Source organism: Natronoarchaeum mannanilyticum (assembly GCF_039522665.1).
In the GTDB taxonomy this organism is placed as follows: Archaea; Halobacteriota; Halobacteria; order Halobacteriales; family Natronoarchaeaceae; genus Natronoarchaeum; species Natronoarchaeum mannanilyticum.
Genome location: NZ_BAAADV010000007.1, coordinates 277,088 through 295,361 on the forward strand (window position 1 = coordinate 277,088; position 18,274 = coordinate 295,361).

General features: G+C 67.6%; 22 protein-coding genes. 6 read left to right on the plus strand and 16 right to left on the minus strand.

Annotated elements, in window-relative coordinates:
* Window position 1 precedes the first annotated feature (1 nt).
* From purF to ABDZ81_RS14545, 4 genes are all read right to left on the minus strand, one after another.
* On the minus strand, window positions 2–1,444 hold the full coding sequence (gene purF / locus ABDZ81_RS14530; RefSeq protein WP_343775297.1) for an amidophosphoribosyltransferase: 1,443 nt from the start codon (window positions 1,442–1,444) through the stop codon (window positions 2–4).
* 249 nt (window positions 1,445–1,693) lie between these two features.
* Entirely contained in the window at window positions 1,694–1,867 is a 174-nt protein-coding gene (locus ABDZ81_RS14535; RefSeq protein WP_343774730.1) for a 50S ribosomal protein L37e, read from the minus strand.
* Window positions 1,864–2,103 carry an LSM domain-containing protein gene (locus ABDZ81_RS14540; protein WP_343774731.1) on the minus strand — a complete coding sequence of 80 codons (240 nt, stop codon included), beginning with the start codon at window positions 2,101–2,103 and terminating at the stop codon, window positions 1,864–1,866. The genes ABDZ81_RS14535 and ABDZ81_RS14540 overlap by 4 nt, the downstream gene beginning before the upstream one ends.
* Before the next feature lie 66 nt (window positions 2,104–2,169).
* Window positions 2,170–3,228, minus strand: coding sequence for a M20/M25/M40 family metallo-hydrolase (locus ABDZ81_RS14545; protein WP_343774732.1), 1,059 nt, complete (start codon window positions 3,226–3,228; stop codon window positions 2,170–2,172).
* 103 nt (window positions 3,229–3,331) lie between these two features.
* On the opposite strand from ABDZ81_RS14545, the gene ABDZ81_RS14550 reads away from it, so the two are divergent.
* Window positions 3,332–3,625 carry a hypothetical protein gene (locus ABDZ81_RS14550; protein WP_343774733.1) on the plus strand — a complete coding sequence of 98 codons (294 nt, stop codon included), beginning with the start codon at window positions 3,332–3,334 and terminating at the stop codon, window positions 3,623–3,625.
* 97 nt (window positions 3,626–3,722) lie between these two features.
* Window positions 3,723–4,679, plus strand: coding sequence for a zinc-dependent metalloprotease (locus ABDZ81_RS14555; RefSeq protein WP_343774734.1), 957 nt, complete (start codon window positions 3,723–3,725; stop codon window positions 4,677–4,679).
* A gap of 44 nt (window positions 4,680–4,723) precedes the next feature.
* On the opposite strand, the gene ABDZ81_RS14560 is transcribed toward ABDZ81_RS14555, so the two are convergent.
* From ABDZ81_RS14560 to ABDZ81_RS14575, 4 genes are all read right to left on the minus strand, one after another.
* Window positions 4,724–4,930 (minus strand): hypothetical protein, encoded by a 207-nt coding sequence (locus ABDZ81_RS14560; RefSeq protein WP_343774735.1) that lies wholly within the window; start codon window positions 4,928–4,930, stop codon window positions 4,724–4,726.
* Window positions 4,931–4,932: 2 nt separating this feature from the next.
* Window positions 4,933–5,304, minus strand: a complete 372-nt coding sequence (locus ABDZ81_RS14565) for a nuclear transport factor 2 family protein (protein ID WP_343774736.1) — start codon at window positions 5,302–5,304, stop codon at window positions 4,933–4,935.
* 102 nt (window positions 5,305–5,406) lie between these two features.
* Complete coding sequence (locus ABDZ81_RS14570) at window positions 5,407–5,958, minus strand: hypothetical protein (protein ID WP_343774737.1); 552 nt, start codon at window positions 5,956–5,958, stop codon at window positions 5,407–5,409.
* Window positions 5,959–6,014: 56 nt separating this feature from the next.
* A complete protein-coding gene (locus ABDZ81_RS14575) occupies window positions 6,015–6,191 on the minus strand; it encodes a hypothetical protein (RefSeq protein WP_343774738.1) in 177 nt (58 codons plus the stop codon).
* A gap of 112 nt (window positions 6,192–6,303) precedes the next feature.
* Here ABDZ81_RS14575 and ABDZ81_RS14580 point away from each other — a divergent pair, with 112 nt between their 5' ends.
* Window positions 6,304–6,690, plus strand: a complete 387-nt coding sequence (locus tag ABDZ81_RS14580) for a DUF7987 family protein (protein WP_343774739.1) — start codon at window positions 6,304–6,306, stop codon at window positions 6,688–6,690.
* Window positions 6,691–6,721: 31 nt separating this feature from the next.
* Here the strand turns inward: ABDZ81_RS14580 and purM are convergent, their stop codons facing one another.
* Entirely contained in the window at window positions 6,722–7,696 is a 975-nt protein-coding gene (gene purM, locus ABDZ81_RS14585; RefSeq protein ID WP_343774740.1) for a phosphoribosylformylglycinamidine cyclo-ligase, read from the minus strand.
* 151 nt (window positions 7,697–7,847) lie between these two features.
* Here purM and ABDZ81_RS14590 point away from each other — a divergent pair, with 151 nt between their 5' ends.
* The gene (locus ABDZ81_RS14590) at window positions 7,848–8,075 is read left to right on the plus strand and encodes a DUF2249 domain-containing protein (RefSeq protein WP_343774741.1); all 228 of its coding nucleotides are present in this window, start codon (window positions 7,848–7,850) and stop codon (window positions 8,073–8,075) included.
* Window positions 8,075–8,377 (plus strand): cupin domain-containing protein, encoded by a 303-nt coding sequence (locus tag ABDZ81_RS14595; protein ID WP_343774742.1) that lies wholly within the window; start codon window positions 8,075–8,077, stop codon window positions 8,375–8,377. The genes ABDZ81_RS14590 and ABDZ81_RS14595 overlap by 1 nt, the downstream gene beginning before the upstream one ends.
* 70 nt (window positions 8,378–8,447) lie before the next feature.
* On the opposite strand, the gene ABDZ81_RS14600 is transcribed toward ABDZ81_RS14595, so the two are convergent.
* From ABDZ81_RS14600 to ABDZ81_RS14630, 7 genes are all read right to left on the minus strand, one after another.
* A complete protein-coding gene (locus tag ABDZ81_RS14600; RefSeq protein ID WP_343774743.1) occupies window positions 8,448–9,155 on the minus strand; it encodes a hypothetical protein in 708 nt (235 codons plus the stop codon).
* A 129-nt stretch (window positions 9,156–9,284) separates the two neighbouring features.
* On the minus strand, window positions 9,285–10,973 hold the full coding sequence (locus ABDZ81_RS14605; RefSeq protein ID WP_343774744.1) for a bacterio-opsin activator domain-containing protein: 1,689 nt from the start codon (window positions 10,971–10,973) through the stop codon (window positions 9,285–9,287).
* Entirely contained in the window at window positions 10,970–11,452 is a 483-nt protein-coding gene (locus ABDZ81_RS14610; protein ID WP_343774745.1) for a response regulator, read from the minus strand. Before ABDZ81_RS14610 ends, ABDZ81_RS14605 begins: the two co-directional genes overlap by 4 nt.
* Window positions 11,445–14,807, minus strand: a complete 3,363-nt coding sequence (locus ABDZ81_RS14615; RefSeq protein ID WP_343774746.1) for a PAS domain S-box protein — start codon at window positions 14,805–14,807, stop codon at window positions 11,445–11,447. Before ABDZ81_RS14615 ends, ABDZ81_RS14610 begins: the two co-directional genes overlap by 8 nt.
* Window positions 14,808–14,944: 137 nt before the next feature.
* Window positions 14,945–16,231 carry an O-acetylhomoserine aminocarboxypropyltransferase/cysteine synthase family protein gene (locus ABDZ81_RS14620; protein ID WP_343774747.1) on the minus strand — a complete coding sequence of 429 codons (1,287 nt, stop codon included), beginning with the start codon at window positions 16,229–16,231 and terminating at the stop codon, window positions 14,945–14,947.
* A 198-nt stretch (window positions 16,232–16,429) separates the two neighbouring features.
* Complete coding sequence (locus tag ABDZ81_RS14625) at window positions 16,430–16,738, minus strand: DUF7521 family protein (protein WP_343774748.1); 309 nt, start codon at window positions 16,736–16,738, stop codon at window positions 16,430–16,432.
* 208 nt (window positions 16,739–16,946) lie between these two features.
* Entirely contained in the window at window positions 16,947–17,612 is a 666-nt protein-coding gene (locus ABDZ81_RS14630) for a helix-turn-helix domain-containing protein (protein WP_343774750.1), read from the minus strand.
* Window positions 17,613–17,835: 223 nt separating this feature from the next.
* Here ABDZ81_RS14630 and ABDZ81_RS14635 point away from each other — a divergent pair, with 223 nt between their 5' ends.
* Entirely contained in the window at window positions 17,836–18,105 is a 270-nt protein-coding gene (locus tag ABDZ81_RS14635; protein ID WP_343774751.1) for a DUF2249 domain-containing protein, read from the plus strand.
* The last annotated feature ends 169 nt before the right edge of the window (window positions 18,106–18,274 follow it).

An 18,274-nucleotide genomic window follows, 5' to 3' on the forward strand; every position in this document is an offset into this window, starting at 1 on the left:
ATCAGTCGTCGGCCAGCGGCGACGCACCGTCGATCTCCGGACGGGTGACGTCGCGGTCGGTTTCCTCCCCCTCGATGTCGTAGGGGTACTCGCCGGTGACACAGCCCAGACAGAGATCGCCGCGCGAGGACTCCAGGGCCTCGGCGACGGCGTCGATCGAGAGGTACGAGAGGCTGTCGGCCTGGATCTCCTCGCGGATCTCCTCGGTCGAACGGTCGGACGCGATCAGCTCCTCCCGGGTCGCCATGTCGATGCCCATGTAGCAGGGCGCGATGATCTGCGGCGCGCCGATCCGAACGTGGACCTCCTCGGCGCCGACGTCCTTGAGCAGCTGGATGAGCTGCGTCGAGGTCGTCCCGCGCACGATGCTGTCGTCGATGATCGTGACGGTCTTGCCCTCGATCGTGCTCTTGATCGGGTTGAGCTTCAGGCGCACCGCGCGCTCGCGCTCGTCCTGCGTGGGCATGATGAACGTTCGGCCGACGTACCGGTTTTTCATCAGCCCCTCGGCGAACTCCAGGTCCTCGCCTTCCTCCTGTGCGGCCTCGGCGTAGCCGCTGGCGAACGCGCGGCCCGAGTCGGGGACCGGCATCACGACGTCGGACTCGACGCCGCTCTCCGACCAGAGCTGGCGGCCCAGCTCCCGGCGAACCTCGTAGACCAGCTTCTCGTCGATGACGCTGTCGGGGCGCGCGAAGTAGACGTGCTCGAAGAAGCAGTGGGCGGTGTCCTCGCGGTCGAACAGCTGGTACGTGTCGAACCCTGTCCCGTCCTTGTGGAGGACGACCAGCTCGCCGGGTTTCACGTCTCGGACGAGCTCGCCGTCGAGCGTGTCGATGGCGGCGCTCTCGCTGGCGAGGATGTAGCCGTCCTCGAGTTCGCCGATACACAGCGGCCGGTTGCCCTCGGGGTCGCGGACGCCCAGCACGGTGTCGTCGTGCATGATCGTCAGCGAATAGGAGCCGTGGATCCGCTCCATGGTCCGCTTCACGGCGCGCACGAGGTCCTCCTCCAGAAGGTTGCGCGCGAGGTCGTGGGCGATCACCTCGGTGTCGCCGTCGGACGTGAAGGCGTGGCCCATGTTCGCGAGCTCGTCCCGGATCTCGTCGGCGTTGACGAGGTTGCCGTTGTGGGAGAGCCCGAGCGAGCCGCTCTTGAACGACACCGAGAACGGCTGGGCGCACGAGGAGTCGACGCTACCCGCCGTCGGGTAGCGGACGTGGCCGATCCCGACCGAGCCGTTCAGCCCCTCGACGTCGTCCTGATCGAACGCGTCGCCGACCAGCCCCATCTCGACGTGGGTGTGTTGCTGGAAGCCGTCGTGCGTGATGACGCCTGCCGACTCCTGGCCGCGGTGCTGGAGCGCGTACAGGGAGTAGTATAGCGGTCGCGCGGCGTCGCGGTCTCGCAGCGAGACTCCGACGACGCCGCACTTCTCGGTCATACCGTCCGGGTTCGCAACCCGCCCGTCTGACATGGACGGTCGTAGCCGTCCATCGGGGATAAATCCTCGCAAATGTGTTTCGACGGCGGCGTCTATCGGTGAACACTATACACAATCATGCATATGTCGACGCCGTCGACCGGCGAGCGGAGTCGACGTCGGCGCGCCTGTTGACGGGTCGAAAAGCCCCGCGAAATCGTCGGCACCGACGCTACGCGGTCGGGAAGCGAGAAGAAAGAACGGTCGAGATTACTCGCCGGCCTTCGACTGCCACTCGTAGTCGCGGCGCTTGGCGGACTTGCCGAAGCCGCACGACGAGCACTTCTTTTTCTTCACGTGGTAGGACTTCTCGCCACAGCGGCGGCACTTCACGTGAGTCGTCTTGTTCTTCTTCCCTTGGCTCGGCGTTCCTGCACCAGTCATGGATTGATCGAAACGACGTTATCGCCGCGTATAATGGTTGTGTCTTCGACCGACTCCTCCTCGGAGACGGTCTCGGGCGTGTCGCTCGCGGGCCCTTCGACGGCGTCCTCCAGCACGAGATTCATGTGCTGGTCGTAGCCGGCGAGGGTTCCCTCGAAGATTTCGCCCCCCTTGAGCTGCACCTGTACGTCGTCGCCGAGTGACGCCTCGAGCACGTCCAGCGGTCGTCCGCTCATACGCCCATTCGCACCCGACGTGCGTATAAACGTACCGGTGGAGAGTCGACGCCGACCGCACGCCCCCTACTCGACGTCGACCGCGAAGTCCTCGTACTCGCCGGCCAGCTCCGCGAACCCGGCGAACAGTTCGGCGGCGGCGTCGAGATCGGTCGCGTCGATCACCTCGACCGGCGTGTGCATGTAGCGGTTCGGCAGCCCGAGGTTGAGCGACGGAATCCCGCCCTGCTGGACGTAGAACGCGTCGGCGTCCGTGCCGGTTCGGATGCCCGCGGCTTCGAGTTGGACGTCGACGTCCTCCGCTTCGGCGGCTTCACGAACGGCGTCGACGACGACCGGGTGGTTCGCGCTGCCGCGCGTGACGACCGGCCCCTCGCCCAGCGAGACGTCGCCCGTCCGGTCGTTCGGCGCGCCGGGGTAGTCGACGGCGTGGGTCACGTCGACCGCCACGACGGCGTCCGGCGCGAGGTCGAACCCGACCATGCGCGCGCCCTGGAGGCCGACCTCCTCCTGAACGGTGCTCACGGCGCAGACCGTCGCGTCGACGTCTCGCTCGGCCGCTCGGCGCAACGCCTCGGCGGCGGTCCAGACGCCGACGCGGTTGTCGACGCCGCGAGCGGCGAGTCGATCGCCCGCCAGGTCCTCGATGGTCGTCGAAACGGTGATCGGATCGCCGACCTCGACGAGCTCGCGGGCCGCTTCGCCGTCCGCGACGCCGATGTCGACGTGTTGCTCGCGCACGTCGTCGTACCCGTCGTCGTCCTCGCGGAGGTGGATCGCGGTCTGGCCGACGACGCCGCTGACCGGCCCGTCGGCGCCGTGGATCGTGACGTGCTGGCCCTTCGAGACGGACTTGTCCGAGCCGCCGATCCGCCCGAGGTGGACGAACCCGTCGTCGTCGATCTGCCGGACGATGAAGCCGATCTCGTCGGCGTGACCCGCGACCGCGACCGTCGGGTCGCCGCCCTCAAGCACCGCGACGGCGTTGCCGTACTCGTCGGTCTGCACGTCGTCCGCGAACTCCGAGACGTAGTCGATCCAGGCGCGCTGGGCGGCGGTCTCGTAGCCCGAGGGGCTCGCGGTCGTCAGCAGGTCGTCGAGGAACTCGCGCTGTCGGTCGTCCATACCGGCCCTTGCGGGGCCAGCGTTTCAAAGACTCGGTTAGGAAAACCTGCCACTGCAGGGGGTGACCCCCACGCCTAAGTCGATCCTCGACGAAGGTCGGGACATGGCGAGTATCACACTGTTCGAGTTCAGTCCGCAGGGAGACATCCAGATCGGTCCGAGCGGCGCCGGCGAGGAGGGCCTTCTCAGCATCGCGACGAGCGAGGACGCCGAGATGGACGCCGAAGACGAGCAAGACGAGAGCGGCGGCGGCCTCGCCAAGGTGATCGTGCCGCTGATCGCGCTGATCGCCATCGCTGCCGCGGTCAAGTACGTTCGCGGCGGCGGCGAGCTCGAGGACGAACTCGACGAGGAGTCGGGCGGCCGCCTCGACCAGTTCAAGACGACGACCGAGTGAGCGGCGGCGGGGCGTCTGCAGCAGGCGCCGGCAGGAGGAGATACCGGGCGAGCGGGCCGGGAGAAAGGTTTTGCCCGCGGAGACCTTCCTTCGAGTAATGAGTCTCTATCGGAGCGTGCGCGCGGTCACGGGGGCGTCCGGAACGGGGGCGATCGACTGGGACGCCGTCGCCGAGGCCGCCAAGGCCAGCACCGACCCGGGCGCGCTCGAACTGAGCGAGGCCGAGCGGTCGGGGTACGCGGCGGACGTCCGGGAAGCCCGCGACGCGGTGGGCGCGGTCGGTGGCGTCGAGTTCGACGTGCCCCGGACCGTCGAGGTCCAGAACCGGCACCACTGGATCGACGCCAACGTCGAGACCTTCTCTCGCGTCATGGCCCCGCTGGAGGACCACACCGAGGTCGCGCTCCCGGGCGTCTCCCGAGTTCTCAACACCGGAACGATGAGCTTCATGCTCGCCTTCCTCGGCCGCAACGTGCTGGGCCAGTACGACCCGCTGTTGCTCGCGGAGGGCGACGCCGATCACGCCCTGTACTTCGTCCACCCGAACATCCGCAAGGTTGCCGAGACGCTCGACGTCGAGTACGACCGGTTCCGGCGCTGGATCGCGTTCCACGAGGTGACCCACGCCGCCGAGTTCGGCGCCGCGCCGTGGCTCTCGGACCACCTCGAAGAGCGCATGGAGGAGGGTATCGAGGCGCTGGCGGGCGGCAGCCTCGACCGGGAGGCGTTCCGCGAGCTCGACGCCGCGATGACGGTCGTCGAGGGGTACGCCGAGCTGCTGATGGACCACGCGTTCGACGACGAGTACGCCGACCTCCGGGCGAAGCTCGACGCCCGGCGGCGGGGCCGGGGCCCGATCGCCCAGTTCGTCCGGCGCGCGCTCGGCCTCGGGATGAAGCGGCGACAGTACGAGCGCGGGAAGGCGTTCTTCGAGCGCGTGGCCGACCTGCGCGGCGTCGAGGCGGCCAACGCCGTCTGGACGTCGCCGGACAACCTGCCGACTGACGCCGAACTCGACAACCCGGACGCGTGGGTGCGACGGGTCGATCCCTGAGGGGCCGTCCGGCGACCGCCGAGCGATTTTGAGGGTGACGCCGGTTACAGTCCGAACGCCCAGCGGAAGTACAGTACGAGCGCCAGCCCGACCAGCACGCCGCCCAGCGTCGACAGCGCGACGACGAGCAGCGAGGCCTTCGCCTGCAGTGCGACCGTCGCCCCCGAGATGGCGACCAGGGCGACGAACGCGATCGCGAGCGGTCGGTAGCCTCGGCCGGAAGTCGCCTCCTCGCGCGTCGGTCCGACCACGGTTAGAGCCTCCGCGGCGCGCTGACGTGCATCGCGACGAACGCCCACTCGCCGTCCTCGCGTTCTAACGTGGCGCTCCATCGGGTGTCGAACGTCCAGCGCTGTCCCGTCTCGGTGTCGGTCCAAGCCAGGGCGACCTCGTCGCCGAACCACGCGAACTCCTCGCGCTCGGTGACGTCGAGGCCGGTCGACTCGACGTGCCAGTCGTCGGTCGTCCGCGTCTGCTCGCGGAGCGCGGCCGCGATCTCGTCGGCGCCGAACAGCGACTCGCCGACGCCGAACTTGACGGTCGCGTCCTCCGAGAAGTACGGGACGAGCGGGTCGCCCCGCTCCAGAGCCTCGTAGTACTCGCGGACGGTCTCCTCGGCGGTCATGCGAAACACAACGTCGAGGGGTGGCTTGAAACCGCCGAATCGGGGCGGACGAAGGCGCCGCCGTGGATCGACCGCGGGGGCGCTGTCCGCCGCGGGACGCACTCAGTAAAAGCCCTTGCCGACCTCGTCGCTCTCGACGACGTCCTCGAACTCGGCTTCGAGCAGTTCCTCGGCCTCCTCGAACGTCGTCGAGAGCCCATCTAACTGGTCCGGACGATCGTACTGGTCGTACTCCATCGGCCCGAACGCCGGACTGTCCAGCGCCTCCATGACGTCGTCGAACAGGTCGCCCGGCGTCGTCGGCGCGTCGGCGTGCGCCTTGATGACCTCCTCGAGGTGGCGAGCCTTCTCCTCGGCGTCGTCCTCGTCTTCGGGCGCCTGCTGGACGGCGAAGCGGCTCGCCTCCGATTGTTCCGGGAGGTACGATCCGATCTCGTCGTCGAGGCTGCGCGCGACGCGCGCGCCGACGCCCTTCACCTCGAAGGGGTTCTTCGCGTACGTTTTGAGCTGGTAGACGCCGGCGGCGGGGTGGCCGACGTACAGGTCCTCGCCGACGCCGTTCGCGCGGTCGCCCGCGACGGCGCGCCAGCCGTCCGGATCGACGTTCGAGTCGACGACGTCCTCGACGATGTCCTGCCAGTCGCGTACCCGCATGGTCGCGGGGAACTTGGGCCGTAGACAAATTCAACGTACCGGTTCCCAGGACGACGTCAGTCCTCGCCGGGCCGTCGCTCCAGAATCGATACCCCGAAGAAGATGACGTAGAACACGAGGAGCGCGACCAGGAGGACAAACGCTGGCCCGCTGCCGGGGAGCGCCAGCGCGATTAGTAGCAATTGAAGCACGATGATCGCATTGAGCCGTCGACGGATACCAGCGTCGACCATATCGACGAGACGCAGCGTGGATAATTCATTGTTTCGCGACACGAATCGTATCCCGGATCGTCGGCGTTTCCGTCGACGGTGCTTATTTGGCAATTCGCTGGGAGTATGTGATATGAGCGACGCCGAGGCCGGATCGAACGACGACAGGTTGATCGGGTCCCGAGCGGGCAACGCCGCGCTCGGGATCGCGTATCTCCTGATCGGCGTCGGACTCGCCTACAGTCTCGCGGTGAACTCGATCGATCTGTTCGGCGCCGTCCTCGTCGGTATCATCGGACTGGTCGCGCTCTCCCTGGCGATCCTCGTCCGGCGGGAGGGGCTGTTCGCCCCCGAGAACAAGCTCATCGGGATCTTCGTGCTGTTGGCGATGGCGCTGCTGTTCGGGCTCTCCGAACTGACCGAACTTCCCTCGGAGATCGTGTTCGGCGTCGTCTTCGCGGTCGGTGTCGTCGTCCCGCACCTGCTGCTGGAGTACACCGAGTACGGAACGGCGAAGTAAACGGTCGAAAATCGTCGACGCCGAACCGCGTTTACAGCTCCAGCCCGCGAATCGCGACGCCGTCGCCCTCCTGCACGTCGCCGATGACCCGCCCGTCCGTGGCGTCCGCCAGTGCGTCCGCCCGATCCGCGGGAACCGCCGCGACAAAGCCGGTGCCCATGTTGAACGTGCGGTGCATCTCCTCGTCGGCGACGTTGCCCTCCCGCTGGACGAACTCGAAGACGTCCTGAGCGGGCAGCGGGTCGGTGATCTCGTAGCGGTGCTCGCCGAGCCGTTCGAGGTTGGTCCAGCCGCCGCCGGTGACGTGGGCCGCGGCGCGGACGCCGTGCTCGCGCATCGGTTCGAGCAAGTAGGTGTAGAGCCGCGTCGGCTCCAGCAGCTCCTCGCCGATCGAGCGGTCGGGATTCGGCGGGAACGGATCGTCGTACTCGTGGTCGCGCGTGACGGCTTCCCGGGCCAGCGTCAGCCCGTTCGAGTGGATGCCGCTGGAGGGAAAGCCGACCAGCGCGTCGCCCGGCCGGGCCTCGCCGTCGAACGTGGCGTCCTTGGGGGAGAGGCCGGCGCAGGTCCCCGCCAGGTCCAGCCCGTCGATCACGTCGGGCATCACGGCCGTCTCGCCGCCCAGCAGCGCGAGGCCGGCTTCCTCGGCGCCCGCCGAGAGACCGTCGCCGACCTGCTCGGAGAACTCCTCGCTGGGCTCCTCGACAGCGAGGTAGTCGACGAACGCGACCGGCTCGACGCCGGCGGCGACGAGATCGTTTGCGTTCATCGCGATGCAGTCGATGCCGACCGTCGAGTAGTCGCCCAGCGCCTCGGCGACGAGCAGTTTCGTCCCGACGCCGTCGGTCGCCAGCCCCAGGAAGCGATCGCCGATGTCCAGCAGTCCGGCGTACTCCGTGTCGACCACGTTGCCGACGGCGTCCAGCAGCGCCGCCGTCGCCGCTTCGCTCTCCTCGATGTCGACGCCCGCCTCCGAGTAGGTGAGGCGGTCCTCGTCGTCACTCATACCGAGAGAGCGCACCGCTGCCGGCAAAAGCCCACCGGTATGGGCGGGCCGACCGGCGGCGTCCGCCTGCGTTCCGTCCGCCGTGGAGACGCGCTCGGCCGAACACGTTCGGGGGAAGCCCGAGGGCGGCGTCGACCCAACTCACGGGTGCATGACAAGGATCGACGCCCGCGAGATTCCGCCGGTACAGCGCCACGACAAGATCCACGAGGCCTTCCACGACCTGGAGAGCGGCGAGACGCTCACGATCGTCAACGACCACGAGCCCAAGCCGCTGTTCTACGAGATGCAGGCCGAGATCGATGCGTTCGACGCCGACAACTACGAGGTCGAGCAGCGCGCGCCCGAGGAGTTCGTCGCGAAGTTCCCCAAGAAATAATGGTGTCGCTCCAGTCGCTCGACGACCTGGAAGGCGAACCGCACGCCGAACTGTTCCCCGGCGAGGAGCCCCAGACGATCCGGCTCTCGCTCGACGAAGGCGAGGAGATCGCGCCCCACCAGCATCCGGACCGTCAGATCGTGTTTCACCAGCTGTCGGGCGCCGTCGACGTGACGCTGGGCGAGGAAACGTACGAACTCTCGCCGGGCGACGTCGCCCGGTTCGACGGCGACCAGTACGTCTCGCCGAAGGCCAGAAGCGACAGCGAGGCGCTGCTCGTGCTCGCGCCTCGCGAGGAATAGCGCGTCGAAAAACGGGACGTCTCGGCGGCTTCTTTTCGACGACTCGGACGTCAGTCGACTCCGGACACCGTCAGTCGTCGTCGGACGTCGCGGCCGTCGCCCGGTCGCCCTCGCCCAGGACGCCGTCGACGTACTCAGCGACGTGGTCCTTGCTCGCCAGTCCGACGCTGATGCCGATCGCCAGCGCGAAGGCGAGCGCGATGCCGAGCGTCGCGGCCTCGACCACGACGAGGACGATTCCCGTGTGGAGTCCGAGCAGGTCGAGCACGATCACGCCGGCCACGAGGTACAGCGCGGCCTGCACGATCCCGCCGACGGCGGGTTCGGCCGCGGTGCCCTCCACGGGCTCCCACCGCGCGGCGCGGTTCCCGACCGCCGTCGCGACGATCGACGCCAGCGCGAGCAGGCCGAGTCCGACCACGACGAACGTGGCGTAGAACAGCAGGTCGGACGCCAGCTGGCTGATTAGCCCGATACGAAGGATCGTGAGCGCGAGCGCGCCGCCGACGACGTAGCCGTAGAGTTCGAGAACCGTCTCGGTTCCGTCGCGCAAGTCGCCCGTTCCCTCGCCGCCGGTGGCGCCCAGCGGCGTCGTTTCGAGTCGGCCGAAGACGCCGAGGCGGGCGATCGCGTCCGTCGCCTTCTCGGCCAGCTTCGGGGCGACGTACGCCACTACGCCCAGAACGATCGCTGCCCCGATCAGCTGGGGCAGGAGGTCGATGCCGGTCAGAATCGTCTGTCGCAGCGTCGTCTCGAGGTTGTCGATGATTACACTCATTGTAGTTCTCCTCTGGGGGGTTCGTCTCGAAATCAAACTAACGGCAAATAGTATTTACTATATATTCTGAAGCATCGGTGGCGAAAGATTCGGGGGATTTGAGCTCGATCGGCGTCGAGCCGGAGAGGACTACTCCTCGTCGGACTCCTGAAACAGCGCGGCGAAGATGCGGTTTTCGGCGGTTCGGAGGTGCTGGGAGAACGTCGCCGGCGCGATGTCGAGCGACTCGGCGATCTCTTCCCCGGAGCTGTCGCGGGGCCACTCGAAGTAGCCCGCGTAGTACGCGGTTTCGACGACGGTTCGCTGGCGGTCCGTCAGATCGTCGTGGAACGCCGAGACCATCCGACTCGTGCCGCCGTCGTCGCGGCTCACCTGGCGCTGTGCGCGCAGTTCGGCCGTCGGATAGCTCTCCTGAACCACGTCGACGATCTGGCGCACGTCGGCGCCGTGGGGAAGCTGGACCGCCAGGTGGAAGTCGCCGTCTTCGATCGTCGCCGCCTCAACGTAGCCGCCGTGGGCGGCGACGGCGGCCTGAACTGAGGGTTCGCCGAACCGGACCTCGAACCGGAGCCGGTCGAGCTCTTCGTCGACGACCCGGACGGATTCCCAGGCCGGAAGCGCGTCGACGAGCGCGTTCAGCACGTCCCCGTTGTCCGCCGGCGTCGACCCGTAGCCGAGGTACTCGTCGCCGCCCGCGGGGACGACCTGTTCGATCCGGATCTCGTCGTCGGTTCGCTCGGCGATGTCGAACTCCGCGAACACGTTTTCGACCCGGAAATTGGCCTCGATGACCTCGTCGCTCAGCAGCGCGCGCTTGCGCTCGACGGCCGCGATGGCGTGGCCGACGATCTCGCCGAGCTGCCCGATCACCTCGCGCTCCCGATCGGCGAACGCGTCCGGACGGTCGGCGTACACGTTCAGGACGCCGTAGATCGTCCCCTCGTGGACGATCGGGATCGCCGCCGACGAGTACGCGCCCCGCTCCCGGACGTACTCGCGCCACGGTTCGTACTCGTAGTCCTCCTCGACGTTGCGGGTCACCTGGATCTCGCGGGTCCGGAACGCCCGCCCCGTCGGGCCGCGGCCCTCCGGATCGTCCTCGTCGGCGGTGATCGTGATATCGTCGAGATACCCCTCGACCCCGGCCTCGGCGCGCAGCTCGAACTCGTCGGTCGCGGCGTCGAGCACGCCGATCCACGCGAACTCGTACGACGCCGAGTCGGCCAGGGCCTCGCAGACGGTCCGTTCTATCTCCTCGCGCGTCGACTGGTCGATCACGGCGTCGGTGATCTCTCGGACGACGCCGTTGAGCTGGTTCAGGGCGGCGAGCTGTTCGCGGTGGCGTTCGAGCTGGCGCTCGCGGGCCTTCCGTTCGATCGCGTGGTACACCGATCGGACCAGCAGGTCGGCGTTGATCTCGTCCTTGACGAGGTACTCCTCGGCGCCGCGTCGCAGCGCCTCCAGGCCGACTTCGCGGTCCCGGAGTCCGGTCAACACGACGACCGGGACCGCTTCGGTCCGGTCGACGACCCGCTCTAAGGTTTCCAGTCCCTGACTGTCCGGCAGGTCGAGATCCAGCAGCACGACGTCCTGTCGCTGCTCGTCGAGCCGTTCGAGCCCGTCCTCCAGGCGGCTCTCGTGGACGAGTTCGAGTTCCTCCTCCTGGTCGTCGAGCTGCGGGCTCGCGAGCACCTCGCCACCGGGGTCGATCGTCCTGTTCGACAGTTCGCTGGCGTCGTCGAGGATCTCGCGGATGTAGCGGGCGTCGCCCGGGTTGTCCTCGACCAGCAGGATGCTGAGCGGCGACTGTCGCGTCATTCTTCCCCCTCGAGCGGCGTCGGTTCGGCCTCCGGTTCGGGCGGCAGTTTGACGAGCGTGAACCAGAATTCCTCGAAGGACTGCACCAGCTCGACGAACTCGTCGGGGTCGACCGGCTTCGTGAGATACGCGTTCGAGTGCAGCTCGTAGCTCTCGACGATGTCTTCTTCCGCCGACGAACTGGTCAGCACGATCACCGGGATCCGCTTGAGCGCGTCGTCGGTCTTGATCTCCTCCAGGACCTCCGTGCCGTCGATCTTCGGGAGGTTCAGATCCAGCAACACGAGATCCGGCGTCGGCGCCGACTCGTAGTCGCCGCGCCGATAGACGAAATCGAGCGCCGATTCGCCGTCGCGGACGACGTGGAGATCGTTGCTGATCTTCGCCTCCGCGAACGCCTCCTCTGTCAGGCGAACGTCCCCGGGATTGTCCTCGACCAGCAGGACGTCGATCGGCTCGGCCGACCTATGTTCAATCATTGTCTTCCCCTTGAGCGGGCACGCTAAAGTAAAATGTCGATCCCTCTCCGGGCGTCGAGTCGACCCAGATCTCGCCGCCGTGACGCTCGACGATCCGCCGGCACAGCGCGAGTCCGATTCCCGTCCCATCGTGTTCCTCGCGCGTGTGAAGCCGGTTGAACACCTCGAACACGCGATCGGCGTGCTCGGGATCGATGCCGATCCCATCGTCGCTGACCGAGACGATCCACATCTCGCCGTCGCGCTCGGCGCCGACGTCGACCTGGGGCGGGCCCTCCTCACTGTACTCGATGGCGTTGCTCAGGAGATTCTCGAACACCTGCCGGAGCTGCCCCTCGTCGCCGTACGCCTCCGGGAGCGGCTCGGCTTCGATCTCGGCGTCGCTCTCCGCGATCTTCACCTCCAGATCCTGGATCGCGTCCTCGTAGACGGCTTCGAGATCGACGGGCTCGAAGGGGTCCCCGCGCGTCTCGACGCGGGAGTACTCCAGCAGGGCGTCGATCATCTCGCGCATCCGTTCGGCGCCGTCGACGGCGAACTCGATGAACTCCTCGGCGTCGTCGTCGAGCTCGTCGGCGTACCGCCGTTCGACCAGCGACAGGTAGCTCGATACCATCCGAAGGGGCTCCTGGAGGTCGTGGGACGCCGCGTACGCGAACTGTTCGAGGCGCTCGTTGGACTCCTCTAGCTTCCGTCGTCGCTCCTTTCGTTCCGTGATGTCGCGGACGACGCCGACCTCCTCGCGTTCGTCGTCGGTATCGATCGACGCGAACGTCCCCTCCGCGGGGATCGCGCCGCCGTCTTTCGTCCGGAGCGTCGCCTCCATGGTGGGTTCGTCGCCGTCCTCGAGCGCGGCCCCCGACAGCATCTCTCGCGAGTCCCCGATCGTCGCCTCGTCGACGACCAGCGACGCGTGCGCGCCGACCAGCTCGTCGCGATCGTAGCCGGTCATCTCGGCGTACGCGTCGTTGACCATCGTGAAGTAGCCGTCCTCGTCTTTCACGTAGATGCCGTCCTCGATCGTCTCGACGATCGTCTCGTACTTGGTCAGCTCGCGCTCCCTGTCCTTCTGCTCGGAGACGTCCCGCCCGATACCGGCCAGGACGGTGTCGCCCTCGGGGTTCTCGACCGTCGTCGCCGAGAACTCGTAGGGGATCCGCTCGCCGTCGTTCGTCACGAGATCGGCCTCGACGATCACGCCTCCCTCCTCGAACCCTTTCGCGACGGCGGACGCGATCGTCTCGGCGTCCTCCTCGAAGAAGTCCAGCGCGTCCATCGAGTCGATCTCCGCGTTCGAGTACCCCGTCACGTCGGCGAGGCTCTCGTTCCACCGACGCAGCCCGCCGTCGGAATCGAGCACGTAGAACAGGTCGTCGATCCCGTCGATCACGTCGTCGAGGTACTCGCTGTACTGTTCGAGGGCGCGCTCCTGTTCTTTCTGCTCGGTGACGTCGATCGCCATCGTCATCCCGGCGAACACGTCGCCGCGCTCGTCGGCGATCGGCACCGCCTGGAAGATCCACTCCCGGTCGACGTACTCGAGTTCGACGGTGCTCTCTTCTCCGTCCAGCGCGTCCTGAAACGCCGGTTCGAGAGTATCGACGGTTTCCTCGTCCCAGGCGTCCCGGAACGAGTTGCCCTCGAGGTCCTCGGGATCGACGGGAATCCTGTCGAACCCCTGACCCGCCGCCAGCGTGTACTCGAGGTCGTGATCGAACAGCGTCACGACGCCGTTCGGGAAGTGCTCGGCGAGCGTCCGATACCGGCGCTCCGACTCCTCGAGTTCGCGCTCGCGCTGCTTCCGTTCGGAGATATCCCGGAAGTACACCGACAGTCCGGTTTCCGAGGGATACGCCCGAACCTCGAACCAGATGTCGAGCGGCTCGGGGTAGTACTCCTCGAACGAGACGGTCTCCTGATTCTCCAGTGCGCGCTCGTAGTGGGGCTTGAACAGTCTCTCGGTGGCTTTCGGGAACTGGTCCCAGATGGACTCGCCGACCAGCTCCCGATCCTCCGGATTGATCAGCTCGTGCGCCCGCTCGTTGATGTGGGTGAATCGGAACTCCTCGTCGAGCGCGAAGAACGCGTCGGAAACGCGGCCGAACACTTCCCCGAGTTCCGACTCGAGTTCGTCGCGCTGCCGGCGGAGCTGGCGCTCGCGGCGCTTGAGCTCCGTCACGTCCTCTCCCGCAACGACGACCCGATCGACCGACTCCTCGGCGTCGAACAGCGGGACGGCGTTGACCCGGAACCAGCGGCGATCGCCGTCGGGCGGGTCGATGGCGATTTCGTCGTTCACGACTGGCTCGCCGCTCTCGAGCACTCGCGCGGGCGGGAGCTCGTCGGCCGGGAGCGGCTTCTCCTCGGCGTCGTACACGTCCCACCGGTCGGCGTCGTGGAGGTCGTCCACGTCGCCCGATTCGGGGAGACCGAACACGTCGCGGGTCCGGCGGTTCGACAGCAGCAACTCGCCGTCGCTGTCGTACACCGCGATCGCCACCGGGGCCGTCTGGAGCAGCTTCTCGTTGAGGTCGCGCTCGCGGCGCAGTTCGCGCTCCCGTTCGCGGCGATCGGTCATGTCGTGGGTCACTTTCGCGAACCCCTGAAGCGTGCCGTCGTCGTCGCGGACCGCCGTGATCGTCACGTTCGCCCAGAAGTGCGAGCCGTCGGCGCGAACGCGCCAGCCCTCGTCCTCGACCCAGCTCTCTTCCATCGCCGCGTCGAGATTCGAAGCCGGGACGCCCGCCTCCCTGTCCTCGTCGGTGTAGAACGTCGAGAAGTGCTGTCCGACGATCTCGTCCTCGGCGTACCCCTTGATCCGCTCGGCGCCCTCGTTCCAGGTGGCGACTCGGCCGTCGGGATCGAGCATGAAGATGGCGTACTCCTCGACGGCGTCGACCAGCGACCGGAACCGCTGTTCGCTCTCCTCGAGCTGGCTCTCGTCGACGGTCTCCGACCCGGCGCGGAGGACGCCGACGCTCCCGCGATACTCGCCGCCCTCCTCGACGAGCGCGATGCGAAGCTCCTCGAACCCGGCGTTCGCGACGGCCGGATCGGTCAGCAGCTCCAGCGTCGCCGCGTCGTCGGGACCGTCGCGGAGCTCCGCGACGGTCGCTTCGGCGCGCTCGGCGTCGTCGCCGAGGATCGCCGCGACGTGCTCCCCCACGAGCTCGTCGCGACGCCGGCCGACCGCGTCGGCGATCGCGTCGTTCGCGTCGACGATCGTCGCCTCGGCGTCGAGCTGGAACAGGCCGTCGTCGACCGCGTCGACGAGCGTCCGATAGCGCTCGATCGTCACTCCGTCGTGCGAGTCCTCCGGAACGGTCGATCCGGCGGACCCCCCTCCCTCGGTCATACAGTGTATAGTGATCCCAGGAGCGGATAAAACTCGCGCCGGACCCGTCGGGTGAAGGAAGTTTCGGCGGCAGGTTCGCCTCGCAGTCCGGATCGACGAGGACGGCGATTCGGCGTCGTCCGGCGGCGTTCAGCCGCTCACTCGGTCGCTTTCTCGATCGCCTGGTCGAGGTCGGCGACGATGTCCTCGGGATCTTCGAGGCCGACCGACAGGCGAACGAGGTCCGGCGTCGTGCCGCTGGCGATCTTTTCCTCCTCGGTGAGCTGCTGGTGGGTGGTGCTGGAGGGATGGATGATCAGCGTCTTCGCGTCACCGACGTTCGCGAGCAGGCTGGCGAGTTCGGTCGACTCGACGAGCTTGCGGCCGGCCTCCTCGCCCTCCGAGAGGCCGAAGGTGATCATGCCGCCGTATCCACCGTCCAGATACTCCGAGGCGGTCTCGTGGGTCTCGTGGTCCTCCAGCCCGGGGTAGGTCACCCACTCCACCTCGGGGTGGTCGTCGAGGTACTCGGCGACGATCTGGGCGTTGTCGCAGTGGCGCTGGACGCGCAGGGGCAGCGTCTCTAGCTTCTGCAGGGTGACCCAGGCGTCGAAGGGGGCCTGCTGGTTGCCAAGATCGCGCATCGATCGGGCGCGAGCCGTGAACGCGAAGGCGGCCTCGCCGAACGTCTCGCGGAAGTTCAGCCCGTGGTAGGCGGGGTTGTCCTCGGCGATCTCCGCGTAGTCGCCCTCCTCCCAGGGGAACGAGCCGCCGTCGATCAGGACGCCGCCGACCGTCGAGCCGCTGCCGTGGATCCACTTCGTCGTCGAGTGCCAGACGAGGTCGGCGCCGTGCTCCAGCGGGTTGCAGAGGTACGGCGTCGCGAACGTGTTGTCGACCAGCAGCGGCGCGTCGTTCTCGTGGGCGATCTCGGCGACGCGCTCGATGTCCGGCGTGACGAGCGCCGGGTTGCCGATGGTTTCGAGGTGGACGTAGGCGGTGTCCTCGTCGATCGCCTCCTCGTAGGCCTCGTAGTCGAGCGTGTCGACGAACCGCGTCTCGACGTTCCGCCGCGGCGCGGTGTGAGTGAAGTACGTGTACGTGCCGCCGTACAGCGACGACGCCGTTACGATGTTGTCGCCGGCCGAGGCCAGCGTGAACGTCGCCAGGTCCAGCGCCGCCATCCCGCTCGAGGTCGCGATGGCGCCGACGCCGCCCTCCAGCTCGGCGAGCCGGCTCTCTAACATCGCGTTCGTCGGGTTCATGATGCGGCTGTAGATGTTGCCCTTCTCTTCGAGGGCGAACAGCGACGCGGCGTGCTCGGCGTCGTCGAACACGTACGACGTCGTCTGGTAGATCGGCGGCGCCCGCGATCCGGTCGCCTCGTCCGGTTCCTGTCCCGCGTGTACGCTCTGGGTGTAGAATCCCGGTTCGTCGTCGCTCATAGTCACCCGAACCGTTTCGGCCCCGGGCAAATAAACCCTTACGCGAACCTGTGGCGCCGGACAACGTCATTTGCCAGTATCTCGGAGCCGTCGGGGTTACGGACGAGCGGAGAACGGGGGACGCGTCGCTACCGGAGTCGTCGAACGAGTCGGCCGAGGGGGCTGATCGCCCGCGTCCGTTTCGGTCGACGCGCCGGCTCAGACCGTATCGATGGTGTCGGCCATCGGGGTCCGCTCGGCGTACAGCGAGTACGCGAGCGCGACGAAGCCGATCGCCGTGAAGACGCTCTGGACGGCGATGCTGGCGAGCAACCCGGCGCCGAGCAGCTGGTGGAGCCCCCCGCCGAAGAACGTCCCCATCGTGACCAGTCCGAGGCCGACGCTCAGCGACCGCAGCGCGGCGGAGTCGGTGCGCGCCGCGGCGCGGTGGGCGAGCAGGCTGATCGTCCCGCCGAACACGAGCGTCACGGTGTTGGCGATCACGATGATGGCCGAAAGGTGATCCACGCCGATCACCTCCGTCCGGGGCCGACTGTCGCGTTCGCTGCTCGGTTCGTCGACTCCTCGCGCGCCGCTGCTGGGCGTCGATCGCCCGCCGGCGCGGTCCGGGGGTCCGAGGGTCGGTGAGCTGGTGGCATGTCTGAGTGCACCTACCGACCTGTTCGACGGAAATGTACGTAAAGCGGCGTCGAGATTCCCAGTCGTTGAGAACGAGCTACTGTTCGATCTCCGGTTCGAGCTCGCTGTCGGCGTCCGGAAGGTCAGAGACGAACCGCTTGACGACGCGCTCCTCGGCGCGGTGGAGCGTCTCGCTGCACGTCGACTTGGCGACGCCGACGGCCTCCGCCAGATCGGTCACCGAGCACCGCCGCGGCGTGTCGTAGTACCCCCGTTCGACGGCCTCGACGAGCAGTTCGCGCTGGCGATCGGTCAGCAGCCGGGAGCTGTCGACGCGCTCGCGGACGAACTCCACCTCGAAGGGAAGTCCAAAGGTTTCCAGTTGCTCGCCGAGCACCGAGAGCCGGTCGCGCGAGGCCGTCACGTCGACCGACGCGTCGCCGTCCTGGATGTCCATCGGCAGTTCGATCGGGACGCCGGACTCGCGAGCCGAAAACAGCAGGAGCGGGCGGGTCGTCTCGAACTGAACGAGCACCCGGTCCTCGCTGCCCTCCAGAATGTCGACCGAGGTCAGCACCTCGTGGGCGTCCATCCCTTCCAGCACCGCGGCGGGGTCGGGCGCCGTGATCCTGACGAGCCCGAAGCCGGCGTCCTCGCCGGGCATCGCGGCGAGCACTCTGAACGTCGCCTCGGGGAACTCGGTCGATACGTCCTTGATCCACGTTCCGTCGGGAAGCGTGACGGTGAGTCGTGCCTGTGTCATGGGTTCGTCGCTCCGCGCCGCTCGAACGGGTTCGTCGCTCTGCATCGCTCGCTTCGCGCGTCGATCCCTCCGCAAGGCTGTCGGTGGCGTCGATACGGCGCCGACTGCGGCGAATGCGTCACCGATTGCGGCGGACGCGTCGTCGATCCTGTCGAACGCGTCACCGACCGCGTCGAACGTGTTCGGGACAATGCGGGTAGCGCGTCGGCCCGAACGATCGGGCATGGAAGCGCTCGCAGACCGCGCCGTGGAGGCCGTCGACGCGCCGGCGTCGAGACCGCGGGAGACGCTCGACGTCCGCAACCTCGGACCGCCCAAGCCCCTCTCGGAGACGCTCGAACTGCTCCCGGAGCTGGACGACGAGACCGTCCTCGTCCAGCTGAACGATCGCGCGCCCCAGCATCTGTATCCGAAGCTCGACGATCGCGGGTACGTCTACGACACCGTCGAACTCGACGACGCGACGGTGACGGCGATCTGGCGCGAGAGCTGAGGCCGCCGGTCCCGCCGTTTGTTCTCGCTACGCGGTCCGTCATCGATCGGAAGTTACTCCCCGGAACACTAAAGGCCACCCGCCGTTCCTGCGCCGTGAGAATGGCTCGTCGAGCCGTCGCGACGCCGCTTCGGCGTCGATCCGAGAGTGCCGGCGCCGATCCGAGCGC

Bases quoted from the DNA above. Each gene is read 5' to 3' on its own strand.
- ABDZ81_RS14590 (WP_343774741.1), top strand. From the start codon at position 7,848: ATGACAAGGATCGACGCCCGCGAGATTCCGCCGGTACAGCGCCACGAC.
- purM (WP_343774740.1), bottom strand. From the start codon at position 7,696: ATGAGTGACGACGAGGACCGCCTCACCTACTCGGAGGCGGGCGTCGAC.
- ABDZ81_RS14535 (WP_343774730.1), bottom strand. From the start codon at position 1,867: ATGACTGGTGCAGGAACGCCGAGCCAAGGGAAGAAGAACAAGACGACT.
- ABDZ81_RS14575 (WP_343774738.1), bottom strand. From the start codon at position 6,191: ATGGTCGACGCTGGTATCCGTCGACGGCTCAATGCGATCATCGTGCTT.
- purF (WP_343775297.1), bottom strand. From the start codon at position 1,444: ATGACCGAGAAGTGCGGCGTCGTCGGAGTCTCGCTGCGAGACCGCGAC.
- ABDZ81_RS14550 (WP_343774733.1), top strand. From the start codon at position 3,332: ATGGCGAGTATCACACTGTTCGAGTTCAGTCCGCAGGGAGACATCCAG.
- ABDZ81_RS14570 (WP_343774737.1), bottom strand. From the start codon at position 5,958: ATGCGGGTACGCGACTGGCAGGACATCGTCGAGGACGTCGTCGACTCG.
- ABDZ81_RS14540 (WP_343774731.1), bottom strand. From the start codon at position 2,103: ATGAGCGGACGACCGCTGGACGTGCTCGAGGCGTCACTCGGCGACGAC.
- ABDZ81_RS14580 (WP_343774739.1), top strand. From the start codon at position 6,304: ATGAGCGACGCCGAGGCCGGATCGAACGACGACAGGTTGATCGGGTCC.
- ABDZ81_RS14630 (WP_343774750.1), bottom strand. From the start codon at position 17,612: ATGACACAGGCACGACTCACCGTCACGCTTCCCGACGGAACGTGGATC.
- ABDZ81_RS14595 (WP_343774742.1), top strand. From the start codon at position 8,075: ATGGTGTCGCTCCAGTCGCTCGACGACCTGGAAGGCGAACCGCACGCC.
- ABDZ81_RS14605 (WP_343774744.1), bottom strand. From the start codon at position 10,973: ATGACGCGACAGTCGCCGCTCAGCATCCTGCTGGTCGAGGACAACCCG.
- ABDZ81_RS14545 (WP_343774732.1), bottom strand. From the start codon at position 3,228: ATGGACGACCGACAGCGCGAGTTCCTCGACGACCTGCTGACGACCGCG.
- ABDZ81_RS14610 (WP_343774745.1), bottom strand. From the start codon at position 11,452: ATGATTGAACATAGGTCGGCCGAGCCGATCGACGTCCTGCTGGTCGAG.
- ABDZ81_RS14620 (WP_343774747.1), bottom strand. From the start codon at position 16,231: ATGAGCGACGACGAACCGGGATTCTACACCCAGAGCGTACACGCGGGA.
- ABDZ81_RS14555 (WP_343774734.1), top strand. From the start codon at position 3,723: ATGAGTCTCTATCGGAGCGTGCGCGCGGTCACGGGGGCGTCCGGAACG.
- ABDZ81_RS14615 (WP_343774746.1), bottom strand. From the start codon at position 14,807: ATGACCGAGGGAGGGGGGTCCGCCGGATCGACCGTTCCGGAGGACTCG.
- ABDZ81_RS14635 (WP_343774751.1), top strand. From the start codon at position 17,836: ATGGAAGCGCTCGCAGACCGCGCCGTGGAGGCCGTCGACGCGCCGGCG.
- ABDZ81_RS14565 (WP_343774736.1), bottom strand. From the start codon at position 5,304: ATGACCGCCGAGGAGACCGTCCGCGAGTACTACGAGGCTCTGGAGCGG.
- ABDZ81_RS14600 (WP_343774743.1), bottom strand. From the start codon at position 9,155: ATGAGTGTAATCATCGACAACCTCGAGACGACGCTGCGACAGACGATT.